Source organism: Nitrosomonas sp. HPC101 (genome assembly GCF_009833125.1).
Taxonomy (GTDB): domain Bacteria; phylum Pseudomonadota; class Gammaproteobacteria; order Burkholderiales; family Nitrosomonadaceae; genus Nitrosomonas.
Genome location: NZ_QRCC01000008.1, coordinates 169874 through 192939, shown reverse-complemented (window position 1 = coordinate 192939; position 23066 = coordinate 169874). Strand labels below are relative to the sequence as shown.

Annotated in this window: 18 protein-coding genes; 10 read left to right on the top strand and 8 right to left on the bottom strand. The window is 50.2% G+C overall.

Annotated features, from left to right (window positions below):
- Positions 1-31: 31 nt before the first annotated feature.
- Entirely contained in the window at positions 32-538 is a 507-nt protein-coding gene (locus tag ABO04_RS05975) for a methylated-DNA--[protein]-cysteine S-methyltransferase (protein WP_160809848.1), read from the top strand.
- A gap of 158 nt (positions 539-696) precedes the next feature.
- Here ABO04_RS05975 and rsmA read toward each other — a convergent pair whose 3' ends face one another.
- From rsmA to ABO04_RS05955, 4 genes are read right to left on the bottom strand one after another with little or no spacing between them, the layout of a single operon-like run.
- Positions 697-1503 (bottom strand): 16S rRNA (adenine(1518)-N(6)/adenine(1519)-N(6))-dimethyltransferase RsmA, encoded by an 807-nt coding sequence (gene rsmA, locus ABO04_RS05970; RefSeq protein ID WP_160809764.1) that lies wholly within the window; start codon positions 1501-1503, stop codon positions 697-699.
- 8 nt (positions 1504-1511) lie between these two features.
- Positions 1512-2528 (bottom strand): 4-hydroxythreonine-4-phosphate dehydrogenase PdxA, encoded by a 1017-nt coding sequence (gene pdxA, locus ABO04_RS05965; protein ID WP_160809763.1) that lies wholly within the window; start codon positions 2526-2528, stop codon positions 1512-1514.
- Positions 2529-2585: 57 nt separating this feature from the next.
- On the bottom strand, positions 2586-3926 hold the full coding sequence (locus ABO04_RS05960; RefSeq protein WP_160809762.1) for a peptidylprolyl isomerase: 1341 nt from the start codon (positions 3924-3926) through the stop codon (positions 2586-2588).
- Between the two features lie 2 nt (positions 3927-3928).
- A complete protein-coding gene (locus tag ABO04_RS05955; RefSeq protein ID WP_160809761.1) occupies positions 3929-6100 on the bottom strand; it encodes an LPS-assembly protein LptD in 2172 nt (723 codons plus the stop codon).
- 230 nt (positions 6101-6330) lie between these two features.
- Here ABO04_RS05955 and ABO04_RS05950 point away from each other — a divergent pair, with 230 nt between their 5' ends.
- The 7 genes from ABO04_RS05950 to ABO04_RS05920 all read left to right on the top strand — a co-directional run bounded on the left by ABO04_RS05950 (position 6331) and on the right by ABO04_RS05920 (position 17531).
- Entirely contained in the window at positions 6331-8277 is a 1947-nt protein-coding gene (locus ABO04_RS05950; RefSeq protein WP_160809760.1) for an ATP-dependent DNA helicase, read from the top strand.
- A gap of 10 nt (positions 8278-8287) precedes the next feature.
- Positions 8288-9883 carry a hypothetical protein gene (locus tag ABO04_RS05945; RefSeq protein ID WP_160809759.1) on the top strand — a complete coding sequence of 532 codons (1596 nt, stop codon included), beginning with the start codon at positions 8288-8290 and terminating at the stop codon, positions 9881-9883.
- 114 nt (positions 9884-9997) lie between these two features.
- Positions 9998-10303, top strand: coding sequence for a cupin domain-containing protein (locus tag ABO04_RS05940; protein ID WP_160809758.1), 306 nt, complete (start codon positions 9998-10000; stop codon positions 10301-10303).
- A gap of 448 nt (positions 10304-10751) precedes the next feature.
- Positions 10752-11939, top strand: coding sequence for a glycerophosphodiester phosphodiesterase family protein (locus tag ABO04_RS05935; RefSeq protein ID WP_240141441.1), 1188 nt, complete (start codon positions 10752-10754; stop codon positions 11937-11939).
- Between the two features lie 213 nt (positions 11940-12152).
- A complete protein-coding gene (locus tag ABO04_RS05930; protein ID WP_160809756.1) occupies positions 12153-12899 on the top strand; it encodes an ABC transporter ATP-binding protein in 747 nt (248 codons plus the stop codon).
- 31 nt (positions 12900-12930) lie between these two features.
- Positions 12931-15051, top strand: coding sequence for an FtsX-like permease family protein (locus ABO04_RS05925; protein ID WP_160809755.1), 2121 nt, complete (start codon positions 12931-12933; stop codon positions 15049-15051).
- A gap of 197 nt (positions 15052-15248) precedes the next feature.
- On the top strand, positions 15249-17531 hold the full coding sequence (locus tag ABO04_RS05920; RefSeq protein ID WP_160809754.1) for an esterase-like activity of phytase family protein: 2283 nt from the start codon (positions 15249-15251) through the stop codon (positions 17529-17531).
- A gap of 100 nt (positions 17532-17631) precedes the next feature.
- On the opposite strand, the gene acs is transcribed toward ABO04_RS05920, so the two are convergent.
- A complete protein-coding gene (gene acs / locus ABO04_RS05915) occupies positions 17632-20346 on the bottom strand; it encodes an acetate--CoA ligase alpha subunit (RefSeq protein ID WP_160809753.1) in 2715 nt (904 codons plus the stop codon).
- Between the two features lie 480 nt (positions 20347-20826).
- Between acs and ABO04_RS11900 the strand changes: the two genes are divergently transcribed.
- The gene (locus tag ABO04_RS11900; RefSeq protein ID WP_205012750.1) at positions 20827-21003 is read left to right on the top strand and encodes a hypothetical protein; all 177 of its coding nucleotides are present in this window, start codon (positions 20827-20829) and stop codon (positions 21001-21003) included.
- A 156-nt stretch (positions 21004-21159) separates the two neighbouring features.
- On the opposite strand, the gene ABO04_RS05905 is transcribed toward ABO04_RS11900, so the two are convergent.
- The 3 genes from ABO04_RS05905 to ABO04_RS05895 all read right to left on the bottom strand — a co-directional run bounded on the left by ABO04_RS05905 (position 21160) and on the right by ABO04_RS05895 (position 22526).
- Positions 21160-21627: a carboxymuconolactone decarboxylase family protein gene (locus tag ABO04_RS05905; protein WP_160809752.1), complete on the bottom strand. Its 468-nt coding sequence runs from the start codon at positions 21625-21627 to the stop codon at positions 21160-21162.
- A gap of 20 nt (positions 21628-21647) precedes the next feature.
- On the bottom strand, positions 21648-22073 hold the full coding sequence (locus ABO04_RS05900) for a cupin domain-containing protein (RefSeq protein WP_160809751.1): 426 nt from the start codon (positions 22071-22073) through the stop codon (positions 21648-21650).
- A gap of 198 nt (positions 22074-22271) precedes the next feature.
- Positions 22272-22526 (bottom strand): hypothetical protein, encoded by a 255-nt coding sequence (locus ABO04_RS05895; RefSeq protein ID WP_160809750.1) that lies wholly within the window; start codon positions 22524-22526, stop codon positions 22272-22274.
- Between the two features lie 237 nt (positions 22527-22763).
- Here ABO04_RS05895 and ABO04_RS12245 point away from each other — a divergent pair, with 237 nt between their 5' ends.
- The gene (locus tag ABO04_RS12245) at positions 22764-22892 is read left to right on the top strand and encodes a hypothetical protein (RefSeq protein WP_275689213.1); all 129 of its coding nucleotides are present in this window, start codon (positions 22764-22766) and stop codon (positions 22890-22892) included.
- Positions 22893-23066: the final 174 nt, after the last annotated feature.

Genomic DNA, 23066 nt, shown 5'->3' with positions numbered 1-23066 from the left:
TTTGAAAAAGGGATCCTGCAAGGAGCAAATGATGAACTACTACACCCTATTAGAAAGCCCCCTTGATCCGTTGTTACTCACAAGCGATGGTGAATTTCTGACCGGATTGTATATGGAAAAGGAAACACAAAAATTGCTGCCTGGCATGAAAGATGGCTGGTGCCGGAATGCAAACGCTATTCCCTTCAAGGAAACCATCACTCAGCTGAATGCTTATTTCGCCGGCGAACTGCACGAATTTGATCTGCCATTAAAAGCAACTGGTACTCCTTTTCAGGAAGCTGTCTGGCAGTCATTGGCTGCTATTCCTTACGGTGAGACAGTCAGCTACAAGGATATTGCCGAGCGCATTCATTCACCCAAGGCTGTGCGTGCGGTAGGGATGGCAAACGGCCGCAATCCCATTTCTATTATTATTCCCTGTCATCGTGTCATTGGCGCCAATGGCAAACTGACCGGGTACGGAGGCGGTATTCACCGCAAGGAATGGCTGCTCGCACATGAACACGAAGATGCTCAAACTGCAATGTTCTCATGAACCTGCCCCGATCCAGTGGGGTTGAGCAATAATCCAGCATAGTCATGGCGGTCAAAGAAACCGGTAACCTTTTGTACACGCTGTTTTACTTTTTTCAATCATACAGCGTCTGCGCACTGAATCAGTGCTCACGCGGGCTTTGAAACGATTGAAAGCGGTCAACTGCCGGATTCAGGTGATGTGAGTTTATCCTCGTGAATCTGTCGGGTTATTGCTGCATATTGTTCAAGCGACAAATTTTCAGCGCGTAGTCCGGGATCAATCCCCAGTCGGTTGAAATCAGCCATGGTCAGATAATGCCGCAGCGTATTGCGTAATGTTTTGCGTCGCTGGGAAAACGCAGCCAGAACCAGTTCGCCAAACAACTTTTCCTGCACAAATGGAATAACCGGATCCGCTCTTGGACGCATGCATACAATGGCAGACTGAACTCGTGGAGGGGGATTAAACGCTTCCGCAGGCACAACCAACATCTGTTCCATTTCAAACCGATTCTGCAGCATTATTGACAAACGCCCGTAATCCGGTGTGGAAGGTTGCGCCACCATGCGTTCCACTACTTCGAGCTGTAACATGAAATGCATATCGGCAATCAGTTTGCTGAAGTGGGAGAGATGAAACAGCAGCGGTGTGGAAATATTGTAGGGCAGATTTCCAATGATTCGCAGCCCTTCCCCCAGTACTGAAAAATCAAACTTCAGGGCATCCACATTGTGAATGATTAGTTTTGTCGCAAGTTTTCCCGCATAATTGCGAGACAGATAATCAACGATATCCCGATCAATTTCAACAACCTCTAATTTATCCAGATGAGCCAGCAAGGGCTGGGTTAGCGCGCCCAACCCGGGTCCGATTTCAATCATCCGATCAGCAGGCATTGGATGAATGATATGAATGATCGCCGAGATGACAGAGGTATCGACCAGAAAATGCTGGCCGAAACGTTTGCGGGGAACATGCCGCATGATGATTTTCAGACTTTCGATCTGTTCGTGGCAGATTTTATGGTATTTCCGACAAGCATCAATGCCGTTTCAATGGCGGTATTCATGCTGCCGGGATCAGCCTGCCCGGTTCCAGCCAGTTCAAGTGCCGTACCGTGATCAACCGATGTACGGATAATGGGCATCCCCAGGCTGATATTCACGCCATGGCCAAAACTAGCGTGCTTGAGTACCGGTAATCCCTGATCATGGTACATAGCAAAGATGCAGTCATATTCCTTGAGTCTGGGGGGATTAAACAAAGTATCCGCCGGCAGCGGGCCGAGCAGATTCATTCCTGCATTGCGCAGTTTTTCCAACACCGGAATGATCACATCAATTTCTTCCCGGCCTAGGTGACCGGATTCGCCTGCGTGGGGGTTCAGCCCTGCCACGGCAATACACGGATCATTGATCAGAAATCGCGTGACCAGATCATGATGAATGATGCGCAGCTTCTGCTCCAGGCGCTCCGGTGTAATGGCAGCAGGCACATCTTTAAGCGGTAGATGCGTTGTGGCAAGGGTCACGCGCATCCCGCCACCGGCCAGCATCATGACGGCATGGCTGTTTGTCAGCTCTGACAGGTATTCGGTATGCCCGGAAAATGGAATACCCGATTCACTGATAATGCCCTTGTGTACCGGTGCCGTGACCATGGCATCAGCTTTGCGAGTGCTGCAGGCTTCAGCTGCCAGCCGCAGTGTTGTCAGTACGTAGGCAGCATTATCGACATCCAGCTGCCCTGCCACAACCGGATTTTTGACAGATAGATGCTGTACATATAATTGGCCGGGCCGGTGGTGCTGAACGTTGTCAGGATCATCTTTGTGCAACTGCAAGGGCAATCCCAGTTTTTCAGCACGTTGTTCCAGCACATTGCAATCAGCGATAACGGTCAGTTGACAAGGTAAATCCTGTTGTGCAATCTGTACGCACAGATCCGGACCGATACCGGCAGGTTCGCCAGCCGTTATCATCAGCCTGGGAACAGCAAAGATCGTCATATTGAAAATCCAGCCAACACATTAGACTCGTTCATAAAAAGGATGTCATACATTTGTTCAGCTACCTTCAACTTTATATTCCACATAGGCTTGATCCCGAATTTGTTGCAACCATTCCTGCGCAACAGCATCCGCCTTGCGTGCATGGATGGTTTTGCGTGCTGTTTCACGCTGTTTTTGCTCGCTGACATCCTGTGAGCGTCGTTCAATGACCTTGATCAGATGCCAGCCAAAGGGAGTACGCACAGGCTGGCTGACCTGCCCTGGCAATAGGGTATTCATCGCCTGTTCAAACTCTGGCACGGTATCTCCTGGAGAAATCCAGCCAAGATCTCCTCCGGAAGACGCACTGCTGTCTTCCGAATGTGCTTTCGCCATTTCCATAAAATCTGCACCATTATGGATGCGTTCCATGACCTGATCAATCAACTGGCGCGCATCTTCCTCGGAAATAATTTCACTTACCTTGATCAGAATATGCTGCGCGTGCGTCTGCTCGATAATTGTGACCGAGTTTTCCTGTTGCCTGCGTTCAAACAGCTTGAGAATATGAAATCCAATCGGACTGCGTATCACGGGAGTAATCTCTCCTGGCTGCATCTGCAGCAGTAATTCAGAAAAAGGTGAACCCAGCTGACCCAGTGGACGCCAGCCAAGTTCGCCTCCCTGCAGAGCATCCGCTGCATCGGAATATTCCGCGGATACCTGCGCAAAACTAACGCCCTGTTGCAGCTCTTCATAGGCAGCTTCCGCCTGCTGGTGGCGTGCCTCAATCTGTGCCTCGTCCATCTGTTCCGAGATATGTACCAGAATATGTGCGATACGGTATTCTTCATTAGCTGCTGGTGAATTGGCCTGATTTTCCAGGAAATTGTCAACTTCACTTTCAGTTACGTTGACGCGACTGTTTATTTCCTGTTCTTTCAGCCGGGTCATCAGGATCTCATCACGAATCTCCTCCCGAAACACGTTTAAACTGGTTCCTTCCTGCAGCAGGATCTGCCGGAATTCATTCATGGTAAGCTGATTGTCCTGAACAATCCGGCGTAAAGTCTGATCGAGATCATTGTCGCTGACAGTGAGGCCAACTTCCTTGGCACGCTGCAATTGTATCCGCTTGATAATCAGGCGTTCCAGCAACTGTTTCTCCAGCACGTCCATGTTGGGCAATTGTGTGTTCTGTTTCTGTAATTGCTGGACTGTCTTTTGCAGCAGCTCATTGAGCTCCTGTTGAGTGATGACTTCTTCATCGACCACAGCCACAATACGATCGAGGGGCTTGATTTCGGGATGAAAATCTTGCGCGGAAACACTGATTGCCCACATGGCGCTAAAAAAAATCCCGATCAGTGCGAATTTTCCGGGTTCTGACTGTATAAAACGACTCAATCGAATCATTGCTAATCTATCCTTGTATAGCCTGGAATGCCTTGTTGCAGCACATGTATCGGATTGGTACCGATTCTCATTAAATCGTTCAATTCCAGCTGCACGAAAATATTGGTTGTAGATCTTTGTGTTGCGGTCGTAAAGCGGCTGGCCACCAGGCGTAGCGACCAGCAGCAAGCGTTATACTCAAGACCCAGCAGACCGGCAATCAATTTGTCATTTTGCAGGGAATAGTTGATGGCGGCAAAACCCTGCCATCTTTTCAGGAAAGACCATTGAGTAGACAGATCAACCTGCTCAAAGACATCCCGGGTAAAACGATAACCGGCATTGATAACATGACCGGGCGCCGGATTATAGCTGACGCCGGTACGAATCTTTTCAATCAACAGGTTATTTTGGTTGAGCTGTATGCCTGCATCAGTCTTAAGATGTTGCGTCAAGCTGCCGGAAAGTTCCGCGATGAAATCGGATCCTGCCCTCGTAACCTGTGGAGAAGTTAATATGACCCGACGATCACTGAAGCGGATTCTTTGCCCTGCAGAAAAACGCAGACGCTCGTTACCCGTTGCCGAATGAATCAGACGTGAGCTCACTGCCAGTGTAATTTCGTTGGTATCATTGATCCGATCTTCGCCACTGAACCGTCTTTCCATGAACAGCTGAGCAAAACTGAAGTCCATTTCTGCCGAATCAAAATTGGGTAACAGCTGTTGTTCCCTGTATGGTGTATAAGTATAAAAAACTCGTGGCTCTAACGTCTGAATGAAATTTTCACCCTCTAATGTCGTATCGCGCTCCAGTATCACGCCACTATCCAGACTGAATATCGGCACAGATCGGTCTGGATGTTTATCATGGGCCCCCGGAACAGCCGGAGTATTCAGATTGTATTTTGTATAGTGCAACCCTACCCGAGGCCGGATAAAACCAAAGGAATTTTCCAATGGCAAAGTTACACTGGGAAATGCTGTGAAGCGTAAACCGTGTGGTAATGTAGGGTGAGTAAAATGACTAAAGCTGCTGTCAAGGTTAAAATCCAGTCCGTAGACATTGCTTTTTGTTGCGTTTAGTGTAAATCGCGGCAGAATCTTGTAAGGTGAAATAATACGCGCTCTCGGATCCTGTACCGTCTGAAACTGTTGTAAAAGCGTATTGAACATGAGTGTGCCATTACGCCCCAAATCACCGAAATAACTTGCTGTAGCTTGTTGCAACAAGTTGGTTCGGGAGGTAAACAGAATGTTGTTGCCCAGATCCCGGAGATAATTATGGTCAGAGACTTTATTATAGTTCAACATCCCGAACCAGCCTGACCCCAGAAATTGAGTGTGGTTGAACTGCAGACCATAACGTGTCGAATGCGTTTCCAGATCATTGGGTAGAAAATCAAACTGCAGGAGACCACCCAGTCCCTGTCCCATGTAGCGGAACTCATTATTCAGCATCAGACCGCGCCTGCTCATAAGGCGTGGTGTGATCGTGGCATCATAATTGGGTGCAATATTCCAGTAAAAAGGCATCGAGACTTCGACACCGCTTCTGGTGGTGTTACCCATCACTGGAGATAGAAATCCGGTTTTTCGTTCCTTACTGAAGGAAAAATCCATCCATGGCAGATAAAAAATGGGGACATCCTTGAATCGAATCGAAGCATGGCGCGCGGTTCCTGTTTTTTTTTCGTTATCAATTTCCAGATCATCTGCCAGAATGTACCAATCGTGGTTATCTTCCGGGCAGGTGGTATAACGCGCTTTTTTGATTCTGTACTGATCTTCCCCTTCCAGCAGCAACAGGCTTCCACTGCCTCGTCCGCTTCCATCTTTGAGGACATAGCGGGGATCACTCAATTCGCCCGTATCAGTCCGCAGATTCATTTTCAAAAGGGTTCCCCACAGCGTATCGTCAGGACGCTCAAGTTGTGCATTTCCTTCCACTTCCACCTCTTCGGTACCCGGGTAATATTTGACGCGATCAGCAGATAATGTCTGATCTCCACGACGCATCCGCACACTGCCGGTTGCCTCGATTTCCTGTTGATAGTGCCCATTGATCCGATCAGCCTCGATGTGAATCGGTTGGGATTCTTCTGATTCGGATAACTGCTGCGCATTCGCCAATTGAAGCGGCAACAGCAACAGGCAGACGTGCAGTGTTAAATGTAATTTAGACAGAGGACTCATTCGGAATCAGGATTCAAATGGATTCTCCCAGGATGCTTTTTAATAAGGGCACTATTATCCGGCAATTGTTTCGGATGGATGATCACAACAAAAATCTGGTGGCAGGTGATTCCGGATACGTTCAGGTAAAAACACAGTTACACTTTAGCAGCCTGTTAACGTCGTAAATACATCGAAAAAGAACATTTCTACATACCTTGATCAACTCTTTGCATAACTTGACTGTTTCAATGTCCGATTTGATACCCGAACTGAGCACTATTTTTTCATCTGAAGGCTTACTCGCCCGCAATATACCAGACTATCGCCCACGCACCCAGCAGCTGGAAATGGCACAAGCCATTGCACAAGCCATAGAAAACCGAGAGACTCTGATCGCCGAGGCAGGTACAGGAACAGGGAAAACTTTTGCTTACCTGGTGCCGGCATTGCTGTCGGGCGGAAAAGTTATTTTATCAACCGGTACCAAGACATTACAGGATCAGCTTTTTCAGCGCGACATTCCGGTCATACGTGCCGCCCTGAAAATACCGGTAACCGTTGCCTTACTGAAAGGACGTGCTAATTATATCTGCCATTATCATCTCGAACGCACACTGAATTCTGATCATATTCACTTTACCAACCGCACCGAAGTGAAATACCTCAATCTGATCGAGCGTTACGCCAGTAACAGCGGCCATGGCGATAAGAGCGGGCTGGATAAAGTACCGGAACAGGCAGCCATCTGGCAACATGTGACCTCCACGCGGGAAAACTGCCTGGGATCAGACTGCCCGCATTATCGGCAATGTTTCGTTATGGAAGCGCGTAAGCGCGCATTGTCGGCCGATATGATTGTCGTCAATCATCACCTGTTTTTTGCAGATGTCATGCTGCGTGACGAGGGATTGTCCGAGCTGTTGCCCGCCTGTAATACCGTGATATTCGATGAAGCGCATCAACTGCCTGAGGTAGCCAGCCTGTTTTTTGGTGAATCGGTCAGCACCGGTCAGATAACGACTCTGGTACGTGATATCCATGCGGAAGCGCTGCTTGTTGCACAGGAATTTACACCTCTTTTTGATGCGCTGGCGGCTGTGGGAAAAGCTGCGCTGGATGTTCAGTTGACGGTCACCGAAAAGCATGTACGCCTCTCCTCCACAACAGCCGCACAACGCTCCGGATTCAGCGAAGCACGCCAGGCACTGCAGGAGAAACTGGTGCAATTGGTGGAGCTGCTGGAAACTCAAGCGGTTCGTTCCCAGGAATTACAGAACTGCTGGTCGCGTGCACAAGCCATCCTGAACAAAATCAGGCAATGGCACGAGCAAGCTGAATCCAGCAAGGTAATCAGCTGGATTGAAACCTACAGCCAAAGCCTGCAATTCAACACCACCCCTCTATCTATTGCAGAAACATTCAGCAAACAGCTCAATGCCTCAGCGCGCGCGTGGATTTTTACCTCGGCGACCCTGTCGGTCAAAAAGGATTTTTCCCATTACAGCCGGATGATGGGGCTGGCCGAAGCCAAAACTGCCAGCTGGGACAGTCCATTCGATTTTCCCAATCAGGCATTGCTTTACGTGCCAACTCAATTACCCGATCCGAATACCCAGTACTATACAGAGAGCATCATTCAGGCGGCTTTACCAGTCATCAAAGCCAGTGGCGGGCGAGCGTTCGTTTTATGCACCAGCCTGCGTAACATGCAGCAAATCCATGAACGGTTGCAGGATGCTTTCGCGCAGGAACAGCTTGAATTTCCTTTGTTGCTGCAGGGACAGGAAACCCGCTCCGCCCTCCTGAATCAATTCCGAAAACTGGGCAATGCTGTCCTGGTGGGCAGCCAGTCTTTCTGGGAAGGCGTGGATGTACGCGGCCGTGCGCTTTCACTGGTAATCATTGATCGCCTTCCGTTTGCCTCACCGGATGATCCGGTACTTTCTGCCCGGATCGAGAAATATACGCAGGAAGGCCGCAATGCGTTCATGGAATACCAGCTTCCCTATGCGGTGATCAATCTGAAACAGGGTGCCGGCCGGCTGATACGGGATGAATATGACCGGGGCGTACTCATGATCTGTGATCCACGCCTGATAACCAAAGCCTATGGAAAACGAATCTGGCAAAGTCTGCCACCGATGAAACGCACGCGCGATCTGGAAGAAGTGAAATGTTTTTTAACAACTGTTTAAGGAATCTCTGATGACAACATTCGTACGTCTCTTGATTTTCACGACCACCGTATTCTGGGCAGGAATCACAATGGCGGATGGTAATCATCATCCTGTCAACAATATCGACCAGGCAAAACTCGGGAAAGTGCATTTTCCTGTTTCCTGCACGCCTGCTGCACAAAATCAGTTTGATAAAGCGTTAGCGATGTTGCATTCATTCTGGTATGACGAGGCAGAAAAAGCTTTCCAGCAAGTTATTGCGATTGATCCAGACTGTGCCATGGGGCATTGGGGAATTGCCATGAGTCTTTACCAGCAGCTATGGGCGACTACCCCAACAATCGAAGAAATGCAACGGGCACGTCACGCGCTTGCGCAAGTACAGCCGTCCACCATTAAAACTGATCGGGAAAAATCCTATCTGGATGCGATTGCCATTATCTATCCGGCAACAGATGGTAATGGCCATGATTACAGTACACGCAAACAGGTGTATGAGCAGGCCATGCAGCGTATCGCTGAACAATTTCCGGATGATAATGAAGCCACGTTGTTTTATGCACTGGCACTCATTTCAAACGCCTCACTGGACGACAAAACCCTCACCCGACAGAAACAGGCCTTAAAGTTGTTGCAACGTGTCCTGAGAGATGAACCACATCACCCCGGTGTTGCACACTACATTATTCACAGCAGTGATTATCCTGAATTGGCTGCGCTGGGATTGGATGCTGCCCGTGCTTATACACATATTGCACCCACGGTGCCGCACGCCCTGCATATGTCCTCGCATATTTTTGTGCGCCTGGGTCTGTGGCCGGATGTAGTGCAATCCAATCTGGCTGCATATCAGGCTTCACAGGAACACGCATCGGACAATTACGGGGATGATATTCACTATAAGGATTACCTGCTATACGCTTATTTACAACTGGGTGAAACAGAAAAAGCACGCGCCATTGTGCAGGACATACTGGCTGCTGATCAGGCGCATCCACACAACACCACCATTGCCTACGCCTTTGCAGCCATTCCGGCACGTTTTGCGGTCGAACGCAGCGACTGGCATGCAGCGGCAAAATTGAGTATTCATCCTGCAAATTTTCCCTGGCAGCAATTCGGCTGGTGTAAAGCACTTACCCATTTTGCCAAAGGGCTGGGTGCTGCCAGAAGCGACAACATGATCGAGGCAAAAAACAGCCTGAAACAGCTGGAGACATTACGCGATCTCGATCGTGCCGCACACCAGGATTACACTGCCGGTCAGATTGAAATTCAGCGTCTGGCCGTCGCCGCCTGGATCGCAGCAGCTGAAAACCGGACCGAAGCAGCGCTGCAACTGATGCGTGCTTCCGCTGATCTGGAGGATTCAACCGAAAAGGATAATGTCACCCCTGGTTCCATCATCCCGGCGCGTGAGTTACTCGGTGAATTATTGTTGCTATTGAATCAGCCAGAGGCCGCGCTGAAAGAACTGGAAGCCTCGCTGCACCGCACGCCCAATCGGCGTAACGGAATTTCACTGGCAGCCCGGGCAGCAAAGAAGGCGGGAGATTTATCCAAAGCAGAACAATATGAACGGCAATACCAGGCACTGCAACCGGCGGAAGATCTATCTTCCTGATGCTGGCCCCTCCCCCGATCCTGGCAAACAGCATCTTGTATAAAACACCCGATGTAATTTGAGGATTTTGCAGGTGCAATACAATTCCCGATTATATTCATAAGGCATAGCAACATGCAGACAGGCAATCTGTTTACCGGTTTTTCCGTTCCACAGCAAGGCGAAACCTTTGAGACACTGCTCTCCCATAAAAATCTGGTGATTGAGCGTATCGTCAGTGCTGCCGAACTATCGCCGCAGCAATACCGGCAGGCACAGGATGAGTGGGTCGTATTGCTGAAAGGCACAGCCACACTCGAAGCAGATGGAAAAACCATTGAATTGAATGCCGGAGACTACCTGTTCCTGCCGGCCAATACTCCTCACACCGTCAAACGAGCATCCCACGGCGCGCTCTGGCTGGCCATTCATTTGTACTGAGCATCTGCTTAAGACTTCACTTGACGCTCCCCAGTGACATAATCGATTCATGACACCATTCAGCAGCCTGCTGCACACCTACCGCACCACATCCGTTACTGAATGCGAGAAGTGATCAAACAGTTCAAACGCCTTCAAAAAAACTTAACAAAATTGAGATGATCGAGACATCAACAACACGTAATGTAAGCACCTGCCAGGAAGTTTAGAAATGATCTGCGCTTACTCCGCTCTGCTTACATCTCTGAAACTTCTCTGACAGCCAAGGTTTAAAGATAAACGCGTCTAATCGTGAAGAGGGATAGTCATGAATCATCAAAAAATAGTAACGGCTCTGTCCACTTGTATATTGTTGTTATTGTCATTTGTAAATGCAATATATGCAGAAACGAGTAGCGGGATTGATATGCACGAAAACTTTTCCACATCCTCAATAAAAAAGGGAAAGATGAAAATACAGCTGGGGCCGCGGCCTTTTTTTCTGGTGAATGATATGGACGAAGGCGCGCTCAAGAATAAGTTGCTGGCTTGTGAAAAAAAGCCTTCCAAGAAATCAGATTTTTCAATCGGTCACCGCGGTGCGGCGCTGCAATTCCCTGAACATACCAGGGAATCCTACCTTGCTGCTGCTCGCATGGGAGCCGGCATCATCGAGTGTGATGTGACTTTTACGCAAGATGAGGAGCTGGTATGTCGTCATTCACAATGCGACCTGCACACCACGACCAATATCCTCACTATTCCGGAACTTGCTGAAAAATGTTCGGAATCATTTACGCCCGCCGAGATTGACCCGGTTACCGGAGAAGTCATCAGGCCCGCTACGGCTCGATGCTGCACCAGTGATATCACGCTCACGGAGTTTAAAACACTGACTGGCAAGATGGACGCCAGCAATCCTCGCGCAACCACCATAGAGGAATATCTGGATGGAACTCCCAGCTGGCGCACTGACCTCTATGCCGGCAAGGGAACACTAATGACCCATAAAGAAAGCATCGAACTGTTCAAACAACTGGGCGTCAAGATGACACCCGAACTCAAGAGCGCCAGCGTCACCATGCCCTTTCAAGGACATTTCAGCCAACAGGATTACGCTCAGAAAATGATAAACGAATACAGGGAAGCCGACGTAAACCCTGCCAATGTCTATCCGCAATCATTCAATCGTAACGATATTCTTTACTGGATTCAGAATGAACCTGATTTCGGAAAGCAGGCTGTTTATCTGGATGATCGCTACGAGACACTACCGGGATTCGATCATACCAACCCCGCTACCTGGAAACCGGGCATGGAGCAACTCGCAGCTGAAGGTATACAGATCATTGCACCACCGATCCCTCTGCTGCTGACAACTGAAAGAAACGGACGCATTATTCCATCTGCCTATGCGACAGCTGCCCGGGAAGCTGGACTGGATATCATTACCTGGACGCTGGAACGCTCAGGGCCGCTGGCAAAGGTAGCTGAAAAAAATGATTTTTATTATCAATCCATCAAAAATGCCATCAACAATGATGGTGACGTCTACACCGTGCTGGATGTGCTGGCTAGACAGGTTGGCATTCTCGGTATGTTCTCGGACTGGCCCGCCACCACCACCTATTACGCAAACTGTATGAATATTCAATAAAACAAAGGCAGTTGCTGTACTGCGCTATGACACCACACCGATAGTCAACAACTGTCGGTGTGGTATTACTCCACAAGCTCTATAAAATGTACCAGGCTTTAAATCCATTTACCTGGAACACTGCTTTTATTTACCCATCGAATAAAGAAGTCATGTGCGCTGCCTCCGGCAAGGCAGCACGGTCATTTCCTGCAACGAGGAGTAACGCAGTTCATGAATTCAACCTTGTTAGGCATCGATGCTTTGGTCAAGGGTTATCGCCTGGGTCAGCAGTTCATCGAAGTCCTGTGCGGTCTGTCCTTGCATGTGGCGCAGGGAGAAATGGTTGCGATCATGGGTCCAAGCGGATCGGGCAAGACTACTTTGCTCAATTGCATATGCGGTATCGACGCTCCGCAAGGTGGTATTGTGACAATTGCTGGTCAGGTAATCGATTATAACGACGAGCATGCGCGTACCCTTTTACGAAGAAAGAAAATCGGCCAGGTATTCCAGTTTTTCAATCTTATCCCAACGCTGACTGTAGCGGAGAATGTAGGTCTGCCACTACTAATCGATCGCGATATACGCCATAAGGATGGCAAAAGAGTGAATGAAATGCTCACCCTGGTGGGAATGAGCGAGCGTCGGGATCACCTACCGTTTCAACTCTCCGGGGGTGAGATGCAATTAGTATCGATCGCACGCGCCCTGGTACACGGACCGGATCTGCTGCTCGCCGACGAGCCGACCGGCAACGTCAACCCGCAGGTGGGGCGCTCGATCATGCGTATCCTGCGTGATACCGCCCGTCGTGAAGGCAGCGGTGTATTAATGGTTACGCACAGCCCGGAGCACGCAGCCTGGGCAGATCGCGTCTGTTTTCTGAAAGAGGGGATCATTGCGTCTGAACTGGTGCACAAGGGGCAAGCGGATGCCCCGGCTCCGATTTATGCGCGTTTACTGGCTTTAGGCATATGAGTGCAAACCAACGCTACGATATGGGGATGCGATGAACGGGCGTCTGGCTGCTTATCTGGCCTTGCGCAGCCTGCGTCGTCATCTCACAGTAACCGTCGCAACCGTGCTCGGCATTGCCCTCGCGATGCTGGTCATCGCAACTATTCTGATTGTAGATGCAAACAGCAGTGAGGTTCCTCTACCTGGGATGCAGACCCTGGATCTCGGCCCGCTTGCGGCAGATCCCGTAACAGGTGAAGCACATTCGGCACAGATCTGGTTTGAACGTGCCAACGAGGTTCCAAGAGTGACACGAAGCCTCGTGCCGACTCAACAGGGTGCTGCGCGTGACGGGTTGACAGTGGCATCCCCTCCACCACCACGCGGCGAAGCAGACTATCAGGCCATGCGCCTGGCGGTACGTTTGTCCGCTGTACTGGCCTTTGCAGTGGGTGCCATCATCGTGTTCTACACCATGCGCTTCTCAGTAGCCGCTCGTGCGCGCGAACTGAGCCTGCTGCGCTGTCTCGGAGAAGAACGGCGCAACGTAGCCGGATCACTCATAGCAGAAGTGCTGATACTTGGCGTCATCGGCACTACTCTGGGATTGGTGCTGGCTTTACCGGCAGCATTGGGTTTGTTAGGTGCCGGCATTTCCACGACCGGTCGCACACCTTCATCTGAGCTCGTAATTCCCTGGATGGAGCTGTTTGCGATCGGGAATCTAGGTATATTGATTGGTTTGCTTGGAGTGATTGGACCGGTACGCTGGTTCTGTCGCCTGCCGGTAGTCGATATCTTGCAACCTCGCTTTTTAGCAGCGGAAACAGAATTACATCATCGTCAGTCAGCAGGGTTCGCGTGGTTACTGCCTGTCCTGCTGGGCGCAAGCTGGCTGGCCGTCCGCCCATTCATGCAATCCTGGCTCTCGGTGGTTCAGTTCTTCCTGACTGAGGCCATAGTGGTGGTGGGAGTGGCAATGCTGACACTGTGGTGGGTGCGGCCATTGTTACGCGGCGCAATTCACCTGGTCGGGGCCGGTTTGCGTATCGTATTGCCTCTGGATGCGCAATTGGCAGGAAAACGCATGGCCCTGACCAGTCACAAGCTGATATTTACCGTAGCCGCCGTGACGCTTGTATTTGCCATGCTCACCGCATTGCATGATATTACGCGCGCCCTTAAACATGAGATCCACGCGTGGGCTGAAGAAGCTTTATATCCGAATGTCTTCTTGAAACGAATGCCCGATACCGTGCTGCCGCGCCCGCAAGACTTTGCGCGCACCATGCACCAATACGAGCTGCTGCCTTTACGTTTGTCTCATAAAGCGGAAGGAGAGTTGCCAGTACGGCTGGTTGCAGCGATGGACATAAACTCCCTGCGCCATGCCCGGGGAAAACCACTGCTATTGCCTGGCGGAGTGATTTTATCCCGCACCCTGGCAGCGCGTTTCGATGTAATGACGGGAGATCGACTGGTAGTGAGCACCCGCGCGGAACAACACCGCTTCAAGGTAATCGATGTAACGGATGAGGCAGGTTATTACGCCTATGACGGACAGTATGTAGATATTAAATCCTATGCTCTGTTCACTAATGGCAACCCGCTTTTTGCAGACAATCTGGAACACACCCTGGGAGACTATCTGGTAGTACGCAAACGCGATGGCAGCTGGATTTCTAACGAGGAACTGCAAGCCCTGTACCCGTATGTGCTGGATCGGCGTGGCGCAAATCAGGCTTTTTGGCAGATTCATGAAATTGACCGTGATTTTCTGATTTTTGACTTCGTACTGGCAATGACCGTCCTGCTTGCTATCATCGGTGTCACCAATACCATGCTGATTCAGGTCCATGCCCGTGAACGTGAATTCGCCGTACTCCGCACTCTGGGGATCTCACGTGCACAGATCGTACGTTTATTGCTCATCGAGGGGGCGGTTCTCGGCACGGTCAGCGCCTTGCTTGCCCTGGTTCTGGGACACATGGTAGGTGCGGTCAGTGTGGCCTTTCTGGATCGCTTCACGCTGTTTCGATACGAGCTGGTGCTCTCCCCCACCGCTTCACTGGCAATTGCCGGCCTGGTTCTGCTGGCCTGCACCCTTGCCGCACTGTATCCAGCTCTGGTTGCCAACCGCGTGTCTTCAGCAGAATCTTTACATTACGAATAGCCTGCTTTCAGCAGGTAACAGCTTAGCTCAAGTCCACCTGTCTACATGTGAATACGCCCAGACCCCTTGCGGGTATACAGGGCAACCAGACTGAAGTTTTCTGAAGCAGAAATTTCATTGCTCTTTCATCACGATGACATAAACAGTCATCAATATCCTGGCATCGCAGTTCCACTCAAAGTCAGGGAGATTTATACATGAAAGAAAAAGGGGATTCATCGTTTCTAAACAGAATCAGTTTTTCTGCTATTGCAGCCGCAATGGTGGTTTGTATCATGCTGCCTTTTGCTGCAAATGCAGATCGTTTGTTCAACCGTATCGCGACATTTCCCGTATATCTCAACACGGATATCGACCTGGAAACTGTTGCTGAAATCATCGATGCCAGTAAAGACGGCAAGACACTGGTTTACACCGACAGTCAGACAAAAAAACTGGGGTTTGTCGATATCAGAAAGCCTGATCAGCCGAAAGTACTTGGCGCAATCGATGTCGGTGGTGAGCCAACATCCGTTGTAGTAGCCGGCAATTTTGCACTGGTTGTGGTCAACACCTCACCCAGCTTTACTACACCCAGCGGCCATCTGCAGGTGGTCGACATCGAATCACAGAAAATTGTTGCAACTCATACACTGGCTGGACAACCGGATTCCATCGCAGTCAGCCCTGATGAGCGCTATGCCGCAGTGGTTATTGAAAATGAACGCGATGAAAAGTTGGGTAACGGTGAACCGCCACAGGCGCCGCCCGGCTTATTACAGATCATCGACCTGAAGGATGCACCGACAAACTGGTCAATCCGCGATGTCAGTCTGGATGGAATTGCCGAACTGTTTCCCGATGATGCTGAACCTGAGTATGTGGCGATCAACGAAGACAATATTGCCGTAGTCACCCTGCAGGAAAATAATCATATTGTCTTGGTTGATCTGCCAACAGGTAACATTATTAACCACTTCACAGCAGGTACAGTTGATCTGCATCAGATCGACACCAAAGAAGAAAAGCCCGCGCTCATCAATCTGACCGACAGCAAATTTGATATTCCACGCGAACCAGATGGCGTTGCATGGATTTCCAATGAACTGTTTGCAACGGCAGATGAAGGTGATCTGTTTGGCGGCAGCCGTGGCTTTACCACATTTGACACACAGGGCAATATTGTTTTTTCTTCAGGGAACACGCTGGAACATGAAGTGGTACGTTTAGGCCATTATCCTGATGATCGCTCAGAAAACAAAGGCAACGAACCCGAGAGTGTGGCATTTGCAAAATTCGGTAACGACCGCTTCCTGTTCGTGGCGTCCGAGCGTTCGAGCGTTGTTTTCGTTTATACGGTAAAGAGAAGAGATAACACCCTCGAATTTTTGCAGACACTGCCGGCAGGTATCGGCCCGGAAGGGATCAAAGCGATTCCGAAGAGAAATCTGCTGGTTTCGGCCAGTGAGAACGATTCCCGCGGAGATGCATATCGCAGCGTAATCACCATCTATCAACTGAAAAAAAACAAGGCGGAGTATCCGACGATCATTTCTGCCGATCGTCCCGATGGCACGCCGATTCCATGGGGGGCACTGTCAGGTTTTGCAATAGATCCCAAGGATGACAAAACGCTGTACAGCATTCATGACAGTTTTTATCAGCAAAGCCGTATCTACGTTATGAATATCCGGAAAAAACCTGCCGTCATCTTCGACGAGATCGTGCTGAAAAATAGCGGAAAAACCGTTAATCTGGATCCCGAGGGAATTGCAGTCAGTGCAAGCGGTGATGGCAGTTTCTGGATCGCATCCGAAGGTGCAGGGTCTGTGGATGAGCCTAAAAGACCGGTTACCAGTCTCAATATGCTGGTGCATGCGGCCTCCGATGGGACAATCATCGAAACTATCACGCTACCGGATGCAGTTAATGCAAAACAGCGCCGGTTTGGTTTTGAAGGTGTTGCATCGGTGATGGAAGATGATGGCGAAGTTCTGTATGCCGCATTCCAACGCCCCTGGGTTGATGATCCTGAGCCTGACAATTCAAATGAAGGCGGAAAAGTAAGGATCGGTCGATATGACCACGCGCTTGGTAAATGGACATTTGCCTATTATCCGCTGGAGGTGCGCCAGTCTCCCAATGGTGGCTGGGTCGGCCTGTCTGAAATAACAGCACTTGGCCAAGGCCGTTTTGCCGTCATCGAACGCGACAACCAGGGTAATACTGATGCACGTATCAAACGCGTTTATGAATTCTCCGTTTCAGGCATCACGTTCCGCCCTGAGGGTGAGTCTTTTGAGACGCTCAGCAAAACGCTGGTACGTGACTTGTTGCCCGATCTCAAAGCGACAGGCGGTATGGTGCTGGAGAAAATTGAAAGTCTCGCGGTTACCAAAAAAGGAACGTTACTGTTTGCTAACGACAATGATGGCGTTAGCGGCCCCAATGGAGAGACCCAGTTGATACGTATTAAAGGCGCTGTTAGATCGGGGCACTAACACACAAAAGAAATAAACTTCTACTCGTCTCATGACGCTTCCCGGTGCATCGTCTGATAGCCGGAGGCATCATGATGAGGCTCCCGCCGGGGTATAACCGTTATATTGGCTGAAACGGTAATTCTGCGGCAAAAGGCATGCTAGCTTCCAGATCCAGTTCCGCGTGACAGGCTTCGGGATCCTCTCTGAAAATCCTGAAGCCGCGTTTTTCAAACATGTGGATCATGCGTTTGTTGGTGGCCAGCATGGTTGCATGAATTCGGGCGATACCCTTGTCACGTGCGATTTCGAGGATATAGTCAGTCAGATTGTTACCGAGATCGAGCCCCTGCCATTCATCAGCAACTACGATGGCATATTCTGCATTTTCCCCCCAGGCATCCGCCATGATACGTACTACACCAATCATTTGCTTCTCTCCGTTTTCCAGGACTTCCGCTACGATTGCCATCTCACGGTCATAATCGATATGGGTAAACCGGGCAGTGAAACTATGGCTCACGTAGGGAACCTTACCGAAAAAACGGAAAGAAAGTGTCTCGGTGGAAAGATTCTCGAGCATCCGGGTTTCCATTGGTTCATCTTCCGGACGGATGGGGCGCAACATAACTTCCACCCCGTTTTTCAGTGTAATACGTTTGATATATCTGCCCGGATAAGGTGAAATCACCAGATGATCATGCGGATGTCCTTTGCGTCGCGGTTGAAATGAATCCAGGAGGATGCGGGCATCGAGTGCAATACCTGATTCATGGTCGGCAGCATAGGGATTGATATCGACCTCCCTGATTTCGGGAAAATCAATCAATAAATATGAAAACTTGGTCAGCGTGAAAGCCAGATCTTCCAGATTCACACCCGGCATATTACGATAGCCCTGCAGCAGCGGATAAATACGGGTGCCTTCGATAATCCGGCGGGACAAATGCATATTGAGCGGGGGCAGACCGAGTTGGGTATCACGCAGTATCTCGACTGCCACACCACCGCTGCCGAATGCGATGACCGGTCCGAAAACGGCATCTTTTTTGGCACCGATCAGCAGTTCGAAAGGCTTTTTTGCCATGGCCTCGATCAGCACACCGTGCACGTCAGCCGCGGGTACATGACTGAGTACTGATTCCAGAATAGCCTGATAGGCTGTGCTGGCAGCAGCATGATCACTGATATTGAGTTTTACACCGCCGACATCGGTCTTGTGCAGCACATCGGGAGAAACGATTTTCATCGCTACCGGAAATCCGATTTCGCCGGCAAATCTGGCCGCTTCCTCCGCCGAGGTGGCGAGCCTGCTGATCCCGACAGGAATGGCATAGCAGGCAAGCAGATCCTTCGCCTCGTTCTCCGTAAGATGTTTGCGCCCTGCCGACAAAGCCTTACGAATGATACGCCAGGCCGAATCCTTGCGCGGGGTGAATCGCTGTGGCACCTCTTCAGGGGTTTCATACAGTAATTCGAGATTACGCGAGTACTGACACATTCTCAGAAACACATCCACCGCACTTTCCGGATAGCGATAATGCGGTATTTTGCCGGCTTCGAGCACGTCCCTCCCCTCGGCCACATCGCTTTCCCCCATCCATACAGCCAGCACCGGTTTATGAGAATTTGCCGCGGCTTTCACTACCTCACGGGCCGCGCCAGCCGGATCGGTGACAGCCTGAGCAGTCAGAATAGCAAGCACACCATCCACATTCTCATCAGCCAAACACGCTGCCAGTGCCTGGTGATAGGTGGCAGCATTCGCATCACCGAGCACATCCACCGGATTACCGTGACTCCAGCCCGACGGCAGATCCTCATTCAGCTGATGTATGATTTTTTCCGATAAATGCGCCAGCTGGCCATCCCGGGTGACCAGATAATCCGTTGCCAGCACCCCCGGCCCCCCCGCATTCGTCACGATTGCAAGACGGTTGCCCTGAGGGCGCGGCTGCGTAGCCAGAGCCTGGGCACAATTGAACAACTGGGCGATCGTATCCACCCGGATAATGCCGGCACGCTGGAATGCCGCATCAAATACCGCGTCATTACCGGCAATAGAACCGGTATGCGACAGCGTGGCCTGGCTGCCTTCCTGGCTCTTGCCTGCTTTAAGTATGATGATCGGCTTGGTGCGGGCGAAAGCACGTGCGGCACTCATGAACTTACGGGCATCCTTAAGCGCTTCCATATAGATCAGAATGGAAGATGTCTCATTATCCACCCCGAAATAGTCGATCAACTCCGCAAAGCCGACATCCACCATCGAACCGATAGAAACGAAATGACTGAAACCCACGTTCTGATCCTGCGCCCAGTCGAGAATGGAAGTGCACAAAGCACCGCTCTGGGAAATAAAAGCAATGTTGCCCCTGACAGCCATTTTGGTGGCAAAACTGGCATTGATACCCGCCGCAGTGTTGATGAAACCCAGGCAATTGGGGCCGACGAGCCGCATACCGTACTGCTGACAGGTAGCTGTGATCTGCTCCAGCATCTGCCGCCCTGCCTCACCTGCCTCGCTGAATCCCGCTGAGATGATCAGAAGCCCTCCCACACCTGCTTTCCCGCATTCCTCAACGACCCCGGGGACGGTATGCGCGGGCGTGGCAATCACGGCCAGATCTGCTTTTTCGGGCAAATCCCCGATCTTCTTATAGGCTGTCACTCCCTGAATGGATTCATGCTTCGGATTGACAGGGTAGACCCTGCCTTTGAAATCGCCATCGAGCAAATTATGCAGCAGAGCGAATCCGACTGACCCTTCCCTGCCGGATGCACCGATACAGGCGATGACACCGGGGTTGAAAATACTGTCCAGTTGTCTCTTCATATCTCAGGTCTCCTGATCTCATTCCATTTCTATATCAAAGGATGAACAACAAAATCATTTTACCGGAAGGTCACCCGAGGCTTCCATTCGGTAAAAATACTGAACAAATCATTATCATCCATGCGAACACCGAAGCAATTCAGGCAGGTAGCTGTCGTAAAACATAGCGATGTAATTCAGTATATCCTGATGAGCTTCATGGTGCGTCTGCTAATCTCGCCACTGAGCGTCTGTTCGGTTGGCACGCTGCATTGTTTCCGACTGGCTACTCCGGAATAAATCAAATTCTTGTCGACAATTGACGAGACGACTCTACCGGCCCCATGCAAGTCGTTTTGGGCTCCATTAGGCAGTTTGGACGTGACCGCCTGGTTGAAATGGTTCTTGGCTGAGCTGCTGAAGGCCGTCGAACAGGCACACACCACCCTGGATCAGGTGCTGGCCAAGGCTAAGTTCTGAGGATGGGCAACAGCCATCCCAATGAATGAGCGTCAGATCAAGGTGTTAAACCGGTTGCCGGATAGATTTGAGGGAAAGCTGACGACCAGCAAATGGGCGGCGCTGGCGAAGTGCTCCCAAGACACGGCACTTCGCGACATTACAGAGTTGCTGCTGCATGACGTACTTACTACACAAAATAAGGTGCCACAAGGATGATCGCGGGCGCTACGTCAGTACCGGCGGCTTCACCAAAGATGCATTCTATGAAGCTGACCGAGTTAATGTCCCGTTAACTCTTTAGACGCCAGACGAACTAGCGAGAACCTTGATAGCTAACTCTCAAGAAGCTGACACGGTAACCAGGCAACTATCTTACCGCAGGCTGTGCCCCTGTTCAGCCGCTTTTGGCGTGCTTCGGAAGCTGATCGCCATCCGGTTGTAGGCGTTCATCAGGCTGATCGCTACCGTCAGATCTACCAATTCTTTTTCGTTGAAAACAGATCTGGCTTTAGCATAGTCCTCATCAGGGACACCCGTCTGAGCTACTTTTGTCACTGACTCCGCCCAAGCAAGAGCCGTACGTTCACGTTCGTCAAATAACTGGGCTGCCTCCCTCCAAGCTTGAACCAAGGCCAGCTTCTCGACTTTCACCCCTTTAGCGAGCAAGTCTCGTGTGTGCATGTCCAAGCAAAAAGCACAATTGTTGATTTGCGATACCCGAAGGTACACCAACTCCACCAGTTCGGCTGGCAGCCCACTTTTCAGCACATAGCGATAGACACCACCCCAAGCCGCAGATGCGCCCGGAGCAACATGGTTGTAGTCAATACGAACGGACATTTCAATTCCCTTTAACTAAGCTATTTAACGGGTTGAGTGAGTGTTTTGTCGGAACTATCCACTACAAAAACCGCTAATAGCTTTGCGGGCTCGGTCTGACTTGCATTGCGGCTGATCGAATGCAAAGCACCAGGCGCTTCTGACCAGCTCTGGCCTGCTTGGTAAATACGTGCTTCTTCGTCATTAACCTGCGACTCAATAGCGCCTTTCAGAACATACGCGTAGATGAAAGCCGATTGCGCGTGATGATGAGGTACTGATGCGGCGCCAGGTGCATATTCCACCTCAACAACGATCAAGGATTTTCCAGGAATGTTTGGTATTGCTTGCTGAAAGTTCAGCGTGACCTTTTCGCCAACCTCCTGCGCGCTCGCAGGAGGTACGGCCAGCAGCACATTAACGCCCAACAATGCTGCTAGCAGCTCGCCTTTGAATTTGAGCATCATTACAATTTCTCCTATGCATTCTCCTGAAGGGGAGTAAGTGACTACTCTAACAAAACAATCTTTTTGGATAAAGATGGTAAATTCGTTTTTTAAAACGAAAAGTCATATAAAAAATTTATGGATCGCATCAAAGCAATGCAAGGTATTGAATCGCCTGCTGGATGGATTTGAAGGAAAGCTGACGACCAATAAGTGGGACTAAACAGCTAGCCACTCGCTCCGAATCTCTGAATGGTGCAGGCTACCAGCACCGGCCATCGTTTTCCCTGCCTCGCCCATTTGAGCCTGACTCGCCAAGGACTTGTTGAGCTTAAGACCATTGGCCGCGTTCTCAGCGCCGGTGCCTGCTACTTTTGCTGCTGCCCCGATCAGATTATCGCCGAGCCTGATACCTGTGCCAACAGCTTTACCGATTGGTGTAATCCCCAGTACCCCGATACCGTAGTCAAGCATCGACGCATTTGGATTCTGAGTAGCTGAATAAAAATCATAGCCTGGAAAGAAACCCAGTGCGAACTGACCTGCGCTCGTGGAACCCTGGATACTTCTGAGCCTCTAAACAGGAACAGGAGGTGTTATAAACAGCAAGCGCTATTACCTGTAATACATTTTATTGACATGGATCAATAAAATGCAGATCAATCAGGTGCATGATTTTCTCCGGGTTCATACGAAAAAGGAGTAATGAAAATGAGCGAAATAGTAAAAGGTAGCGATACAGAAACCTTTAGAAAAATGATGGGCGCTGCTGTGTTAATTATAACAGTGCTGGCTTTATTAATCGTAATTTCGGCTTATTTTGCGCCGAGCGTACACTGATCGCATCAGAACACTGCACAGAGGGTTCTCGCTGTGCAGTGTTTTATCCGGATAGCCCCTTCTGGCTTTTCCTGACTGAGGGTCTGCAGTAAAAAATGCCATACAAACCTCTTAGGGAACCTCTGAATAAGACTTCCTGATTTTGGCGAAATACCCGGATTTAACCCGCTGAGT